This is a genomic window from Streptococcus mitis, from assembly GCF_047465045.1.
GTDB classification, from domain to species: domain Bacteria; phylum Bacillota; class Bacilli; order Lactobacillales; family Streptococcaceae; genus Streptococcus; species Streptococcus mitis_DT.
Genome location: NZ_JASHAR010000014.1, coordinates 1 through 15,554 on the forward strand (window position 1 = coordinate 1; position 15,554 = coordinate 15,554).

At 40.3% G+C, this 15,554-nt stretch carries 18 protein-coding genes; 16 read left to right on the forward strand and 2 right to left on the reverse strand.

Features of this window, described 5'->3' with window-relative positions:
* Positions 1-842, forward strand: an 842-nt coding sequence (locus QM409_RS07725) for an LPXTG cell wall anchor domain-containing protein (protein ID WP_414310497.1), incomplete at its 5' end; no start/stop codon positions are given.
* Positions 843-920: 78 nt separating this feature from the next.
* On the opposite strand, the gene QM409_RS07730 is transcribed toward QM409_RS07725, so the two are convergent.
* Entirely contained in the window at positions 921-2,135 is a 1,215-nt protein-coding gene (locus QM409_RS07730; protein WP_414305470.1) for an ISL3 family transposase, read from the reverse strand.
* A gap of 57 nt (positions 2,136-2,192) precedes the next feature.
* Here QM409_RS07730 and QM409_RS07735 point away from each other — a divergent pair, with 57 nt between their 5' ends.
* From QM409_RS07735 to QM409_RS07805, 15 genes are all read left to right on the forward strand, one after another.
* Positions 2,193-4,643 carry a bifunctional DnaQ family exonuclease/ATP-dependent helicase gene (locus QM409_RS07735; protein ID WP_414305449.1) on the forward strand — a complete coding sequence of 817 codons (2,451 nt, stop codon included), beginning with the start codon at positions 2,193-2,195 and terminating at the stop codon, positions 4,641-4,643.
* A gap of 36 nt (positions 4,644-4,679) precedes the next feature.
* Positions 4,680-5,903, forward strand: coding sequence for an FtsW/RodA/SpoVE family cell cycle protein (locus QM409_RS07740; protein ID WP_414305450.1), 1,224 nt, complete (start codon positions 4,680-4,682; stop codon positions 5,901-5,903).
* 10 nt (positions 5,904-5,913) lie between these two features.
* Positions 5,914-6,468 (forward strand): DJ-1 family glyoxalase III, encoded by a 555-nt coding sequence (locus tag QM409_RS07745; RefSeq protein WP_414305451.1) that lies wholly within the window; start codon positions 5,914-5,916, stop codon positions 6,466-6,468.
* 358 nt (positions 6,469-6,826) lie between these two features.
* A complete protein-coding gene (gene rpsF / locus QM409_RS07750) occupies positions 6,827-7,117 on the forward strand; it encodes a 30S ribosomal protein S6 (RefSeq protein WP_070529093.1) in 291 nt (96 codons plus the stop codon).
* A gap of 11 nt (positions 7,118-7,128) precedes the next feature.
* Complete coding sequence (gene ssbA, locus QM409_RS07755) at positions 7,129-7,599, forward strand: single-stranded DNA-binding protein SsbA (protein WP_000609606.1); 471 nt, start codon at positions 7,129-7,131, stop codon at positions 7,597-7,599.
* Positions 7,600-7,630: 31 nt separating this feature from the next.
* Positions 7,631-7,870: a 30S ribosomal protein S18 gene (rpsR, locus tag QM409_RS07760; RefSeq protein ID WP_000068664.1), complete on the forward strand. Its 240-nt coding sequence runs from the start codon at positions 7,631-7,633 to the stop codon at positions 7,868-7,870.
* Between the two features lie 99 nt (positions 7,871-7,969).
* Positions 7,970-8,473 (forward strand): GNAT family N-acetyltransferase, encoded by a 504-nt coding sequence (locus QM409_RS07765; protein WP_125443716.1) that lies wholly within the window; start codon positions 7,970-7,972, stop codon positions 8,471-8,473.
* An 83-nt stretch (positions 8,474-8,556) separates the two neighbouring features.
* Positions 8,557-9,957, forward strand: a complete 1,401-nt coding sequence (locus QM409_RS07770) for a bifunctional Cof-type HAD-IIB family hydrolase/peptidylprolyl isomerase (RefSeq protein ID WP_414305452.1) — start codon at positions 8,557-8,559, stop codon at positions 9,955-9,957.
* Position 9,958: 1 nt separating this feature from the next.
* Positions 9,959-10,321: a S1 RNA-binding domain-containing protein gene (locus tag QM409_RS07775; protein WP_000689604.1), complete on the forward strand. Its 363-nt coding sequence runs from the start codon at positions 9,959-9,961 to the stop codon at positions 10,319-10,321.
* Between the two features lie 52 nt (positions 10,322-10,373).
* Entirely contained in the window at positions 10,374-11,123 is a 750-nt protein-coding gene (locus QM409_RS07780; RefSeq protein WP_261084108.1) for a tRNA1(Val) (adenine(37)-N6)-methyltransferase, read from the forward strand.
* Positions 11,113-11,409 (forward strand): GIY-YIG nuclease family protein, encoded by a 297-nt coding sequence (locus tag QM409_RS07785; RefSeq protein WP_033685375.1) that lies wholly within the window; start codon positions 11,113-11,115, stop codon positions 11,407-11,409. Before QM409_RS07780 ends, QM409_RS07785 begins: the two co-directional genes overlap by 11 nt.
* Positions 11,410-11,588: 179 nt before the next feature.
* Positions 11,589-12,524 carry a manganese-dependent inorganic pyrophosphatase gene (locus QM409_RS07790; protein ID WP_049516428.1) on the forward strand — a complete coding sequence of 312 codons (936 nt, stop codon included), beginning with the start codon at positions 11,589-11,591 and terminating at the stop codon, positions 12,522-12,524.
* A gap of 86 nt (positions 12,525-12,610) precedes the next feature.
* On the forward strand, positions 12,611-13,123 hold the full coding sequence (locus tag QM409_RS07795) for a YiiX/YebB-like N1pC/P60 family cysteine hydrolase (protein ID WP_414305453.1): 513 nt from the start codon (positions 12,611-12,613) through the stop codon (positions 13,121-13,123).
* Positions 13,107-13,757, forward strand: a complete 651-nt coding sequence (locus QM409_RS07800) for a DUF1803 domain-containing protein (RefSeq protein WP_414305454.1) — start codon at positions 13,107-13,109, stop codon at positions 13,755-13,757. Before QM409_RS07795 ends, QM409_RS07800 begins: the two co-directional genes overlap by 17 nt.
* 101 nt (positions 13,758-13,858) lie before the next feature.
* The gene (locus tag QM409_RS07805; protein ID WP_000051182.1) at positions 13,859-14,050 is read left to right on the forward strand and encodes a CsbD family protein; all 192 of its coding nucleotides are present in this window, start codon (positions 13,859-13,861) and stop codon (positions 14,048-14,050) included.
* 46 nt (positions 14,051-14,096) lie between these two features.
* Here the strand turns inward: QM409_RS07805 and QM409_RS07810 are convergent, their stop codons facing one another.
* Positions 14,097-15,542: a UDP-N-acetylmuramoyl-L-alanyl-D-glutamate--L-lysine ligase gene (locus QM409_RS07810; RefSeq protein ID WP_414305455.1), complete on the reverse strand. Its 1,446-nt coding sequence runs from the start codon at positions 15,540-15,542 to the stop codon at positions 14,097-14,099.
* Positions 15,543-15,554 lie beyond the last annotated feature (12 nt).

A 15,554-nucleotide genomic window follows, 5' to 3' on the forward strand; every position in this document is an offset into this window, starting at 1 on the left:
CACCGGCGATTAAAACAGCAGTTGCTAATAAAGATGCTTTAACTGACGCAGAAAAAGAAGCAGTTAAGAAAGCAGTATCAGCAGTAAACCCAGGTGCTACGGTGGTAGTTGATGACAAAGGTAATGCGACTGTTACAACACCGTCAGGTAAGACAGCGGTTATTCCTGCTTCTAAACTAGTTATTCCAACAGAAAAACTTGCAGACCTATCTGAGCAAAATGGTGTGAATATTCCAGCTACACGTACCTTGGTAGCAGATAAGAATAACTTAACTCCAGAAGAAATTGCTAAGATTAAGATTGCTGTGGAAGCTGTAAATCCAGGCTCAACAGTTGTTGTAGATGAAAAGGGTAACGCGACAGTAACCACAGTAGACGGAAAAACAGCAACAATTTCAGCTGAACAATTAGTTAAAGATGAAGCAGATGTAGCTACTAAAAACAATGGTGAAAATCTTAATCTTGATTTTGAAAAACAACTTGTAGCTAATTTGGATAATTTAACAGACGCGGATAAAGCGGGAGCTAAAGCCAAAATTATGGCAGCTAACCCAGATGTAGCAGAAGTAATCTTCGATGATAAAGGAAATGCAACGGTCATTTTGAATAATGGTAAAGCATATACAGTTTTAGCTAAAGATATCTTTAAAGAAATTCCTTATGTTCCATCATATAATGGAGGAAATAATAGAATTAATAACGCTGAAACAGCTAATGTGAATACAGTGGCTAAAGAATTGCCTAACACAGGTACAGAAGCTAACGCTAGCCTCGCAGCACTTGGACTTCTTGGAGCCCTAGGTGGATTTGGACTTCTTTCTCGCAAGAAAAAAGAAGACTAAAAACTCATAGTTTTTAAGAAGATGATTCGTCATCTTCTTTTTTTGGCTCTTTGTCAACTGTAGTGGGTTGAAGAAAAGCTAAGATCTAGAAAGGACGAAATTTGTCCTTTCTTTTTTGATATTCAGAGCGATAAAAATCCGTTTTTTGAAGTTTTCAAAGTTCCGAAAACCAAAGGCATTTCGCTTGATAAGTTTGATGAGATTATTAGTCGCTTCTAATTTGGCATTAGAATAAGGTAGTTGAAGGGCGTTGACAATCTTTTCTTTATCCTTGAGGAAGGTTTTAAAAACAGTCTGAAAAAGAGGATGAACCTGTTTAAGATTGCCCTCAATGAGTCCGAAAAATTTGTCTGGCTCCTTGTTCTGAAAGTGAAAAAGTAAAAGCTGATAGAGATTATAGTGGTGTCTCAAGTCTTCTGAATAGCTCAAAAGTTTGTCTAGAATCTCTTTATTCGTTAAGTGCATACGAAAAGTAGGGCGATAAAATCGTTTATCGCTGAGTTTACGACTATCTTGTTGAATGAGCTTCCAGTAGCGTTTGATAGCCTTGTATTGATGGGATTTTCTATCGAATTGATGCATGATTTGGACACGGACACGACTCATAGCACGGCTGATATGTTGGATAATGTGAAAGCGATCTAGAACGATTTTAGCATATGAAAAAAGCTGTTTAGCTAAGGCATAGTAAGGACTAAACATATCCATAGTAATGATTTTCACCTGATAGCGAACAGCTCTATCGTAGCGAAGAAAGTGATTGCGGATGATAGCTTGTGTTCTTCCTTCAAGAAGGGTGATGATATTGAGCTTGTCAAAATCTTGTGCAATAAAGCTCATCTTTCCCTTGGTAAAGGTGTACTCGTCCCAAGACATAATCTCTGGAAGACGAGAAAAATCATGCTTAAAGTGAAAGTCATTGAGCTTACGAATGACAGTTGAAGTTGAAATGGATAGCTGATGGGCAATATCAGTCATAGAAGTCTTTTCAATCAACTTTTGAGCAATCTTTTGGTTGATAATACGAGGAATTTGGTGATTTTTCTTGACGATAGAAGTCTCAGCGACCGTCATTTTCGAGCAATGATAGCACTTAAAACGACGCTTTTTAAGAAGAATTCTGGTAGGCATACCAGTTGTTTCGAGGTAAGGAATTTTAGAAGTCTTTTGAAAGTCATATTTCTTCATTTGACTTCTGCAATCAGGGCAAGATGGGGAATCGTAGTCCAGTTTAGCGATAATTTCCTTGAGTGTATCCTTATTGATGATAAAAATTTTTTCAAGCAAAGTGATTTTTCTATCGAAGTTGAGGGGTGCCAAATGGCCCTTTTTTTGGTATAATTTTTTATAATGAAAACGATTGGTAATCGCTATGTTGTGGTGGATTTAGAGGCAACTAGCACAGGTAGTAAGGCTAAAATTATCCAAGTGGGAATTGTTGTGATTGAGGATGGGAAAATCGTCGATCACTATACGACGGATGTCAATCCCCATGAACCCTTGGATGCTCATATCAAAGAACTGACAGGACTGACAGACCAACGTCTGGCGCAAGCACCTGATTTTTCGCAAGTTGCCAGAAAAATCTTTGACTTGGTGGAGGATGGGATTTTTGTAGCCCATAATGTTCAGTTTGATGCCAATCTCTTGGCGGAAAATTTATTTTTTGAAGGCTATGAACTAAGAAATCCTCGTGTTGACACGGTCGAATTGGCCCAAGTCTTTTTCCCTGAACTGGAAAAATATAGTTTGCCGATTTTGTGTCAGGAATTAGGAATTCCTCTAAAACACGCTCACACAGCCCTTTCAGATGCCCAAGCGACTGCTGAATTACTACTTTTTCTACGAGAAAAGATGGCCCAACTTCCTAAAGGACTCTTGGAACGCTTGCTGGAAATGGCTGACGCTCTCCTATATGAGTCCTACTTGGTTATTGAAGAAATTTATCGCAGCCAATCTATCCTGACTTCTTCTGACTTGGTCGAAGTTCAAGGGCTATATTTCAAGAAACCTGCAGCTCCCAATGAGCCACGAAAATTATCTCAAGATTTTTCTAAGAATATTTCTCTGTTAAATCTTGAAGTGAGGGAGGAGCAAGAACGTTTTGCTAAAGAGGTTGGTTTGCTACTGAAGGATGAGCCAGTATCATTAATTCAAGCGCCGACTGGAATTGGGAAAACCTATGGCTATCTCTTACCCGCTTTGTCCCAAGTGAAAAATCGTCAGATTGTCCTTAGTGTTCCGACAAAGATTCTTCAAAATCAAATCATGGAAGAAGAAGGTAAACGTCTCAAGGAAGTATTCCATACAGATATTCATTCTTTAAAGGGACCACAAAATTACCTGAAGTTGGATGCCTTTTATCGTTCCTTGCAGGAAAATGATGAAAATCGCTTATTTAGACGCTTTAAAATGCAACTCTTGGTCTGGTTGACAGAGACAGAAGCAGGGGATTTGGATGAAATCGGGCAACTTTATCGTTACCAACATTTTCTAAGAGATCTTCGTCATGATGGGAATTTATCATCCAAGAGCTTATTTATGACGGAAGATTTCTGGAAACGTAGTCAGGAAAGAGCAGAGGCTTGCAAACTTTTAGTGACTAATCATGCCTATCTTGTAACCAGACTTGAAGATAATCCTGAATTTGTCAGCGACCGTTTACTGATTATTGATGAAGTCCAAAAAGTTTTGTTGGCTCTAGAAAATCTGCTTCAAGAGACCTACGATATCCAGTCTATTATTGATTTGCTTGATAAGGCTTTAGTAGGAGAAGAAAACAGGATTCAGCAACGAATACTAGAAAGTATTCGCTTTGAATGTCTCTACTTGATAGAACAATTTCAGTCTGGCAAATCTAGGAAAAATATCTTGGATTCTCTTGCCAATCTCCACCAGTATTTTTCAGAATTAAAAGTAGAGGGCTTTGAGGAACTGGTTCGCTATTTTACGGCTGAAGGTGACTACTGGCTTGAAGCAACTGAAACGAGTCAAAAGAAAATTCAGATTTCTTCTACAAAATCAGGCCGAATCCTTCTATCTTCCTTAGTGCCAAATTCATGTCAAGTCTTGGGAGTGTCGGCTACTCTTGAGATTAGTCAGAGGGTTTCTTTGGCAGACCTTTTAGGTTACCCTGAAGCCAAATTTGTCAAGATTGAAGCTCATAAAAAACAGGATCAAGAAGTGGTCTTGGTCAAAGATTTTCCTCTAGTAACAGAAACTTCCTTAGAAGTCTATGCCAAAGAGGTAGCTGATTTGCTGATGAAAGTTCAAGCCTTCCAACAACCGATTTTGGTTCTCTTTACTGCTACAGATATGCTTCTAGAAGTTTCAGATTTGCTTCCTGTAAGTCACTTGGCCCAGTATAAAAATGGTGATGTTCATCAACTGAAAAAACGTTTTGAAAAAGGTGAACAACAAATCCTGCTTGGTGCAGCAAGTTTCTGGGAGGGAGTTGATTTTTCAAGTCATCCTTTTGTAATTCAAGTTGTACCAAGACTTCCTTTCCAAAATCCCCAAGAGCCCTTGACGAAAAAGATCAATCAGGAACTAATTCAAGAAGGGAAAAATGCCTTTTATGATTATCAATTGCCGATGGCTATTATTCGTTTAAAGCAGGCTTTGGGAAGAAGTATGAGACGTGAACACCAACGTTCCTTAACCCTCATTCTGGATAGGAGAATTGTGGGGAAGAGATATGGTAAACAAATTGTGACTTCTCTAGCAAAAGAAGCGAGCGTTACAACGATCGCTCAATCTGCAGTTAATAAGACTATTGATAGATTTTTAAGTGAACTTTGATAAATAGTTTAGTATGAAAGTATAAGGTTAATATATATGAAACGTTCTCTCGACTCTAGAGTCGATTATAGTTTACTCCTGCCAGTATTTTTCCTACTGGTTATTGGCGTGGTGGCTATCTATATAGCTGTTAGTCATGATTATCCAAACAATATTTTACCCATTTTAGGGCAGCAGGTCGCATGGATTGCCTTGGGGCTTGTGATTGGTTTTGTGGTCATGCTCTTCAATACAGAATTTCTTTGGAAAGTGACCCCTTTTCTATATATTTTAGGCTTGGTACTCATGGTTCTGCCTATTGTCTTTTATAATCCGAGCTTAGTTGCATCCACGGGTGCTAAAAACTGGATTTCAGTAAATGGAATTACCCTATTCCAGCCGTCAGAATTTATGAAGATATCTTATATCCTCATGCTGGCTCGTGTCATTGTCCAATTTACCAAAAAACATAAGGAATGGAGACGCACAGTTCCGCTGGACTTCTTATTGATTTTCTGGATGATTCTCTTTACTATTCCAGTCCTAGTTCTTTTGGCACTTCAAAGTGACTTGGGGACGGCCTTGGTTTTTGTGGCTATTTTCTCAGGAATCGTCTTGCTATCAGGAGTTTCTTGGAAAATTATTATCCCAGTATTTGTGACTGCTGTAACGGGGATTGCTGGTTTCTTAGCTATTTTTATCAGCAAGGACGGCCGTGCTTTTCTCCATCAACTGGGGATGCCGACCTACCAAATCAATCGTATCTTGGCTTGGCTTAATCCATTTGACTTTGCTCAAACAACCACTTACCAACAAGCTCAAGGACAAATTGCTATTGGGAGCGGTGGCTTATTTGGTCAAGGGTTTAATGCTTCGAATCTGCTTATTCCAGTTCGAGAGTCGGATATGATTTTCACGGTTATCGCAGAAGATTTTGGCTTTATTGGCTCTGTCCTTGTTATTGCTCTTTATCTCATGCTCATTTACCGTATGTTGAAGATTACTCTCAAATCAAATAACCAGTTCTATACCTATATTTCCACTGGCTTGATTATGATGTTGCTCTTCCACATCTTTGAAAATATCGGTGCTGTGACGGGCTTGCTTCCTTTGACCGGGATTCCACTGCCTTTCATTTCACAAGGGGGATCGGCTATTATCAGTAATTTGATCGGTGTTGGCTTGCTTTTATCGATGAGTTACCAGACCAATCTAGCTGAAGAAAAGAGCGGAAAAATCCCATTCAAACGGAAAAAGGTTGTATTAAAACGAATCAAATAAGGAGAAAATCATGGTTAAAGTAGCAGTTATGTTAGCTCAGGGCTTTGAAGAAATTGAAGCTTTGACAGTAGTAGATGTCTTGCGTCGTGCCAATATCACTTGTGATATGGTTGGTTTTGAAGAGCAAGTGACAGGTTCGCATGCAATCCAAGTCAGAGCAGATCGTGTCTTTGATGGTGATTTATCACACTATGACATGGTTGTCCTTCCTGGCGGCATGCTTGGTTCTGCACATTTGCGGGACAATCAGGCCTTGGTTCAAGAATTACAACGCTTCGAGCAAGAAGGGAAGAAACTGGCAGCCATTTGTGCGGCTCCAATTGCCCTCAATCAAGCAGGAGTATTAAAAAACAAGCAGTACACTTGCTATGATGGCGTTCAAGAGCAAATCCTTGATGGTCAATACGTCAAGGAAACAGTAGTGGTAGATGGTCATTTGACAACCAGTCGGGGCCCTTCAACAGCCCTTGCCTTTGCCTACGAGTTGGTGGAGCAACTAGGAGGAGACGCAGAGAGTTTACGAACAGGAATGCTCTATCGAGATGTCTTTGGTAAGAATCAGTAAAACGGCTCCATAATTCCTAAAGGGTGCTAATTACTAAAAATATTATATCTCTATCTATAGAGCCGTATTTTTTAAGAGGCTGGGACAAAAAGATTTTGATTTTCGGAATTCTTTATTATAAATTTTAAAATCGATTGATTAGACAAAAAAGCGAACAAGACAGAATTCTGAGTGTCAGGTAACTCGTTTTGTTCGCTTTTTATATCTAAGGTTAGACTTTTGTCCCAGACTCTTTTTTTATTTCGGTGTTTTTACTTGCGTAAAAAATTTTTTTCTAGTATAATAGTTTATTGTGAGCGAACCTCACTTACCCCTTGCAAAGTCTTGGGGTCATTAGACCAAAAGGAGGAACATATCAATGGCTAAATACGAAATTCTTTATATCATTCGTCCAAACATTGAAGAAGAAGCTAAAAACGCTTTGGTAGCACGTTTTGACTCTATTTTGACTGACAACGGTGCAACTGTTGTTGAATCAAAATCTTGGGAAAAACGTCGTCTTGCATACGAAATCCAAGATTTCCGTGAAGGACTTTACCACATCGTTAACGTTGAAGCAAACGACGACGCAGCTCTTAAAGAGTTTGACCGTCTTTCAAAAATCAACGCTGACATTCTTCGTCACATGATCGTCAAAACTGACGCGTAAGAAGGTAAACTATGATTAACAATGTTGTACTTGTAGGGCGTATGACACGTGATGCTGAGTTGCGTTATACCCCATCAAATGTAGCAGTTGCGACTTTTACTCTTGCAGTAAACCGTACATTTAAGAGTCAAAATGGCGAACGTGAGGCTGATTTTATCAATGTCGTTATGTGGCGCCAACAGGCTGAAAACCTTGCTAACTGGGCTAAAAAAGGCTCACTTATTGGGGTGACAGGTCGTATCCAGACTCGTAGTTACGATAACCAGCAAGGACAACGTGTCTACGTGACAGAGGTCGTGGCTGAGAATTTCCAAATGTTGGAAAGCCGTAGTGTGCGTGAGGGACATACAGGTGGAGCTTACTCTGCACCAACTGCAAACTATTCAGCACCTACAAATTCAGTACCAGACTTTTCACGTGATGAAAATCCATTTGGAGCAACAAATCCATTGGATATTTCAGATGATGATTTACCATTCTAATGGACAACTAAAATTATAAAGGAGAAAAAACATGGCTCAACAACGTCGTGGCGGATTCAAACGCCGTAAAAAAGTTGATTACATCGCAGCAAACAAAATTGAATATGTTGATTACAAAGATACTGAGCTTCTTAGCCGTTTCGTTTCAGAACGTGGGAAAATCCTTCCTCGTCGTGTAACAGGAACTTCAGCTAAAAACCAACGTAAAGTAACAACAGCTATCAAACGCGCTCGCGTAATGGCTTTGATGCCTTTCGTAAACGAAGATTAAAGAAAAGACCCGGTTGGGTCTTTTTTTCACGAGATAGTTTTTTTCTGACCTTGGCGTGCTATAATGGTAATAGAAAGAATACAGGTGGGTAAGTCAAAGATGAATTGCACGATTAGAAATATGATTAAGTCTGATATTGAATCCTTATCTCATGGATTTATGAATCAAGGTTGGCCTGGTAGAGAGGAAATTTTGGCTAGATATTTTCTGGAACAGGAAAGTGGGGAGAGAGAAGTCTTAGTTGCAGAGATTGATGGTGCTGTAGCGGGCTACGTTACCATTTTGCCCTCTGCTAAACATGGTCCTTTTGCAGAAGTCTATCCAGAATTATCAGATTTTAATGTGTTTGAGCCTTTTCGAAATCAAGGGATTGGGAATCAACTGCTAGAAGAAGCAGAAAAACGAGTCAAGTTTGTTTCGAGCCAGGTCACTCTTGGTGTAGGTTTGCACTTAGGCTATGGCCCTGCCCAGAGATTGTATATCAGACGGGGCTACATTCCAGATGGGACAGGTGTCTGGTATCGAAATCAACCCTTGGAAATGAATGCAACTTGCCAAAATAATGATGATTTGGTTCTGTATCTAGTAAAGGAATTCGAATAAGAGACAAGGATTTTATTGGGGAGATGTGGGATTTCTCTACTTTATGGTATAATGGAAAGAGTTAGATTGAAAGAGGTAGTGAGATGGATGCCAAATTAAGATACAAGGCAAAAAAGATTAAGATTGTCTTTTTTGATATTGATGATACCTTGCGAAATTCTAAGACTGGTTTTATTCCGACTTCAATCCCAACTGTTTTTAAGCAATTACGTGAGAAAGGAATTTTGACAGGTATTGCTTCTGGACGAGGGATTTTTGGTGTCGTTCCGGAGATTCGTGAGCTCAAGCCTGACTTTTTTGTGACCTTAAATGGAGCCTATATCGAAGATAAAAAAGGTCAGGTTATTTATCAACATAAGATTGAGAAGTCAGATGTTGAGGAGTATATCTCTTGGGCCAAGCAAGAGGGAATTGAGTATGGTTTGGTTGGGAGTCATGATGCCAAGTTGTCGACTCGCACCAATATGATTAGTGAGGCTATCAATCCAATTTATCCAGATTTAGATGTAGATCCTGATTTTCATGAAAAAGAAGATATCTATCAGATGTGGACTTTTGAAGATAAAGGAGATGACTTGCACTTGCCTGACAGTCTCTCTGATAAACTTCGCATGGTTCGTTGGCATCAACATTCGTCTGATATTGTGCCGATTTCAGGCTCCAAAGCGACGGGGGTGGAAAAGGTTGTGGAACACCTAGGTTTGAAACCAGAGAACGTCATGGTTTTTGGAGATGGACTCAACGACTTGGAACTCTTTGATTATGCTGGAATCAGCGTTGCAATGGGAATTTCTCATGATAACATCAAAGAAAAAGCAGATTATATAACAAAAACATTAGAAGAAGATGGCATTTTTGATGCTTTAGAAGGATTTGGTATGGTAGAAAAAGAATTGCATTTCCCACAAGTAGACATTGAAACAGTAGAAGGTCCTATCGCGACTATTAAGACTAATCACGGAGACTTGCGTATTAAGCTCTTCCCTGAACATGCTCCTAAAACAGTGGCTAACTTTGTAGCTCTTTCAAAAGATGGCTACTATGATGGTGTCATTTTCCACCGTATTATCAAGGACTTTATGATTCAAGGTGGAGACCCAACTGGAACTGGTATGGGTGGCGAGTCAATCTACGGTGAATCATTTGAGGATGAGTTCTCAGAAGAACTTTACAATATCCGTGGTGCCCTTTCTATGGCCAATGCTGGTCCAAATACCAACGGTAGCCAGTTCTTTATCGTGCAAAATCAACACCTGCCATATTCTAAGAAAGAAATTGCTCGTGGTGGTTGGCCAGAACCGATTGCGGAGATCTATGCCAACCAAGGTGGAACCCCTCACCTAGACCGCCGTCATACTGTTTTTGGTCAGCTAGCTGATGAAGCTTCTTACGCTGTCTTGGACGCTATTGCTACTGTTGAGACAGGAGCTATGGACAAGCCAGTTGAAGATGTCGTGATTGAAACAATTGAAATCGAGGACTAAGATGAAAATCGGTGATAAGCTAAAGGGGCGTATTACAGGGATTCAGCCCTACGGTGCCTTTGTTGAGCTAGAGACGGGTGATACGGGGCTGATTCACATTTCAGAGATTCGGACAGGCTTTATTGAAAATATCCAAGAAGCCTTGAAAGTCGATGAAGAGGTTCAGGTTCAAGTAGTGGATTTAGATGAATTTACAGGGAAAGCTAGTCTTTCTATCCGCACTTTGGAGGAAGAAAAGCACCAGTTTCCGAGACGGAGACGCTTTTCAAGCGACCGTTTTAACTACGGCTTTGCGCCTCTTAAACGAATGATGCCAATTTGGACCAAGGAAGCCCTTCAACATTTGAAGAAGCAGAAGCACTAGTTAGAAATTTCTATCTTTTGTAATGTTAATATGAATTTGCTATAATAGGACCATGGAAGAAGAACAATTATTAAAATCAGGGGAGCGCATTAACCAGCTCTTTTCGACAGATATCAAAATCATTCAAAATAGAGAGGTTTTTAGCTATTCGGTGGATAGTGTTCTCTTGTCACGTTTTCCACGTTTTCCTAAGAAGGGCTTGATAGTGGATTTTTGCGCTGGAAATGGAGCAGTAGGGCTTTTTGCTAGCACTCGTACTCAGGCACAGATTTTGGCTGTTGAGATTCAGGAGCGTTTGGCAGATATGGCTGAGCGCTCTGTCCGTTTGAATGGTTTAGAAGAGCAGATGCAGGTCATCTGTGATGATTTGAAAAATATGCCTTCTCATATACAGGGGAGTAAGGTGGATATGATTTTGTGTAATCCACCCTATTTCAAGGTGGATCCTCATTCCAATCTGAACGAGAGTGAACATTATCTCTTGGCTCGCCACGAAATCACGACTAATTTGGAAGAAATCTGTCGTAGTGCTCAGAGTATTCTCAAGTCCAATGGACGCTTGGCCATGGTTCATCGCCCTGATCGACTTTTAGATATCTTGGACAGCTTACAACGGCATAATCTAGCCCCTAAGCGCCTGCAATTTGTCTATCCAAAAAAGGAAAAGGAAGCTAATATGCTTTTGATTGAGGCTATCAAGGATGGCTCGACAAGTGGCTTTAAGGTCTTGCCACCTCTCATTGTCCACAATGATGATGGTTCCTATACGCCGGAACTCGAAGAGATTTATTATGGATCATAAGGCTTATATGTACGTGCTGGAGTGCCGTGATGGATCCTACTATACAGGCTATACGACTGATGTGAGAAGACGCCTCGCTGTCCACAATAGTGGGAAGGGAGCCAAATACACACGGGCACGCTTGCCAGTCAAACTCATCTATGCTCAAGGTTTTGCCAGTAAGGAAGAAGCCATGTCGGCTGAAGCCCTTCTCAAGCTTAAGAAGAGGCCACAGAAGGAAAGATTTTTATCTGAAAATCAAGATAGAAATTTACTCATACTCAATGAAAATCAAGGAGCAAACTAGGAAGCTAGCCGTAGACAGTACTTGAGTACGGCAAGGCGAAGCTGACGTGGTTTGAATTTGATTTTCGAAGAGTATCAGTTATTTTGAAGAATCGTGAGGAGCCCTTTGACTCCTCTTACTTTTGTCAAAAAGCGAAAAAAATGCTACAATAAAGAGAATAAACAAAATGAGGTATTATCATGTCTAAGATTCTAGTATTTGGTCACCAAAATCCAGACTCAGATGCCATCGGGTCATCTGTAGCCTTTGCCTACCTTGCAAAAGAAGCTTACGGTTTGGATACGGAAGCTGTTGCCCTTGGAACTCCAAATGAAGAAACAGCCTTTGTCTTGAACTATTTTGGTGTAGAAGCACCGCGTGTTATCACTTCTGCTAAAGCGGAAGGAGCAGAGCAAGTTATCCTGACTGACCACAATGAATTCCAACAATCTGTATCAGATATCGCTGAAGTAGAAGTTTATGGTGTTGTGGACCACCACCGTGTGGCTAACTTTGAAACTGCAAGCCCACTTTACATGCGTTTGGAGCCAGTTGGTTCAGCGTCTTCAATCGTTTACCGTATGTTCAAAGAACATGGTGTGGCTGTTCCTAAAGAGATTGCTGGTTTGATGCTTTCAGGTTTGATTTCAGATACCCTTCTTTTGAAATCACCAACAACACACCCAACAGATACAGTCATTGCTCCTGAATTAGCTGAATTGGCTGGTGTCAACTTGGAAGAATATGGTTTAGCTATGTTGAAAGCTGGTACAAACTTGGCTAGCAAATCTGCTGAAGAATTGATTGATATCGATGCTAAGACTTTTGAATTGAACGGAAATAATGTCCGTGTTGCTCAAGTAAACACAGTTGACATCGCTGAAGTATTGGAACGTCAAGCAGAAATTGAAGCTGCAATGCAAGCTGCTAACGCAGCAAATGGCTACTCTGACTTTGTCTTGATGATTACAGATATCGTCAACTCAAACTCAGAAATCTTGGCTCTTGGTGCTAATATGGATAAGGTCGAAGCGGCTTTCAACTTCAAACTTGAAAACAACCATGCTTTCCTTGCTGGTGCTGTTTCACGTAAGAAACAAGTGGTACCTCAATTGACTGAAAGCTTTAATGCTTAAGATTTTGAGTGTTAATTCAAATTAGAACAGGCTAGTTTGCCTTATATCGAAAGGAGTTTCGGCTCCTTTTTTTCTAGGAGTGAAGCATGTTAGAAAATGGCGATTTGATTTTTGTGAGAGATGAGTCAGATATGGGACAGGCCATCCAGATTTCCACAGGCAACTATAACCATGTTGCGATTTGTTTGGATGGGATGATTTACCATGCTAGTGGACAGGCTGGTGTTGTCTGTCAAGAACCTGCAGACTTCTTTGAGTCCAATCACTTGTACGACCTCTATGTTTACCCAGAAATGGATATCCAGTCTGTGAAGGAAAGAGCTTGCAAACATCTTGGAGCTCCCTACAATGCTTCTTTCTATCCAGATGGAGAAGGTTTTTACTGTTCTCAGTATATGGAAGAAATCCTCCCCATTTTTGAAACTATTCCCATGAAATTTGGGGATGGGGAGCAGGAGATTAGTGATTTTTGGAGAGAGTATTACAGAGAACTAGGCCTACCTGTTCCTTTGAACCAGCCGGGGACCAATCCTAGTCAGTTGGCAGCATCGCCTCTGTTAGAATGTAAAGAAAGGAATCTTCATGATTCAGATTTTTAATCCATCTCGTTTGACGAGACAGCCTTTTTTTGGAGAATTGATCCGCTATCTGGACCAGCATGAGGATGTGATTCTACGGGAAATTAAGACTCAATTTCCAGATGTTGCAGTTGATAAACTCATGGAAGAGTATATAAAGGCAGGTTTGATTCTACGAGAAAATAAGCGTTATTACCTTAATCTTCCTATGCTGGAGTCACTCGATAGTCTCGAACTAGATCAAGAGATTTTTGTCAGCGAAGATAGTCCGGCCTATCAAGCCTTGTTAGAGCAGAGTTTTGAGACGGAATTACGAAATCAAACCAATGCAGCTATTTTAGTTGAAAAGACGGACTTTGCGAGATCAAAAATGACCCTGTCCAATTATTTCTACAAGGTCAAACATCAGTATCCTTTGACAGAAAAACAGCAGGATCTCTATGACATTTTGGGAGATGTCAATCCTGAGTATGCTCTCAAATATATGACGACTTTTTTGTTGAAATTTCTCAAAAAAGACCAGCTTATGCAGAAACGCCGTGATATCTTTGTGGACAGTTTAGTTGTCCTAGGTTATATTGTCCAAAATGAAGATGGAAAGTATAAGTTGGCTATCGATTTGGATAAGGAAAGATTAACTTTTTACTTGGACTGATTTCTTGTTTCTGAGCACATTGTTTGACTTTCCTTAGTATTCGGTATAAACTATATGTAACCGGTAACACATATCGGAATAAAACTAAAGGAGACAATCATATGTCACTTGAAAACAAATTGGAACAAGCAACAGGCGCTATCAAAGAAGGATTTGGTAAAGTTACTGGGGATGGTAAGACTGAAGCAGAAGGTGCTGTAGAAAAGACAGTTGCTAAGGCAAAAGAAGTAGTTGAAGATGCTAAAGGTGCTGTAGAAGGTGCCGTTGAAGGTTTGAAAAACGCTTTTAAATAAAAATAGAAAAAATCAAGGGTTCCATTTCCCTTGATTTTTTACTATCTTATAAATAATTTTCTGCGACAGCTGCATCTCCAGGATAGGCTTCTTTCTTGCCTTGGACGATTTGGTAGCAATCGGCTCCCTTACCAGCAATAATGACAGCATCTAATTCGTGATTTGTGATAGCCATAGCTGACTTGATGGCTTCTTGGCGATCCGCAATTTTTTCAACAGGATGATTGATGTAGCTACTAATTTCATTTGCAATGGTCATTGGGTCTTCATAGTTGGGGTCATCAGCAGTCAAAAAGACTTGAATCTCAGGGTGTTGATTGAGGAGGAGGCCAAAGTCCTTACGACGACTTTCTCCCTTATTTCCTGTCGAACCTAACACCAGAGCAATCTTTCCTGTTTGATGAGTCTCTACAACCTTGATTAGTTTTTTCAGACTGTCCCCATTGTGGGCATAGTCGATGAAGACCTTGGCTCCATTTTTCTGAGTGAGGACTTCCATACGACCAGGAACGCGGGTTGCAGCGATTCCTTTTTTGATATCCTCAAGACTAGCTCCGAGACGGAGGCAAGCAAGTCCAGCAGCAACGGCATTTTCTTGGTTGAAGTGGCCAATGAGTTGAATATCATAATCTCCAGCGAGTTTACCCGTAGCTGAAAAGCTAAAGGCTTTGGAATTCTCGATTTGGTTATCAGACTGGCTACCGTAGAAATCATGGTCTTGATCTTCCACCTGTTCTTTTAGTACAGAGAAGTGGTCCATGTCACTGTTAATGATGACTGCTCGGCTATTTTTCATCAAGAGACGCTTGTGGTAGAAGTAGTCTTCAAAGCTAGGGTGTTCAATCGGGCCGATATGGTCTGGAGTGATGTTGAGAAAGACTCCTACATCAAAGGTCAGACCATAGACTCGATGGACAAGATAGGCTTGGCTAGAAACTTCCATTACAAGATGGGTTCGACCATTCTTAACAGCCTGAGCCATCATGTCGAAAAGATCGATATTTTCAGGCGTCGAGAAGGAAGATTTAAAGAAGGTCTTGCCATCCAGAGTTGTGTTCATAGTTGACAAGAGAGCTGTTGGGTAGCGTTGAGATAGGATGTTGTAAGCAAAGTAAGCTGCTGTTGTCTTACCCTTAGTTCCTGTGAAGGCGAGAATTTTTAGTTTCTCTTGTGGATTACCATAGAACTCCATGGCAATCAAACTCATGGCTTTCTTTATATCGTTCACAATGATGACAGGGATGCCGACTTCGTAGTCCTTTTCAGCCACATACCAATCGAGGCCTTGAGAGATGGCAGAAATCAAAAATTCCTTCTTAAAGGCAGCACCTTTTACAAAAAAAAGAGTGTCTTCTTTTACTTTTCGGCTGTCGTAACTAATGCTATCAAAAACAACTTTGCTGTAGTTGTAGTGATAATGTCCTTGGTCGATAATCTCACGGAAGAGACCATCTTTCTTTAAAATATCTAATACGGTTTCAATCTTTATCATACTTTCTATTGT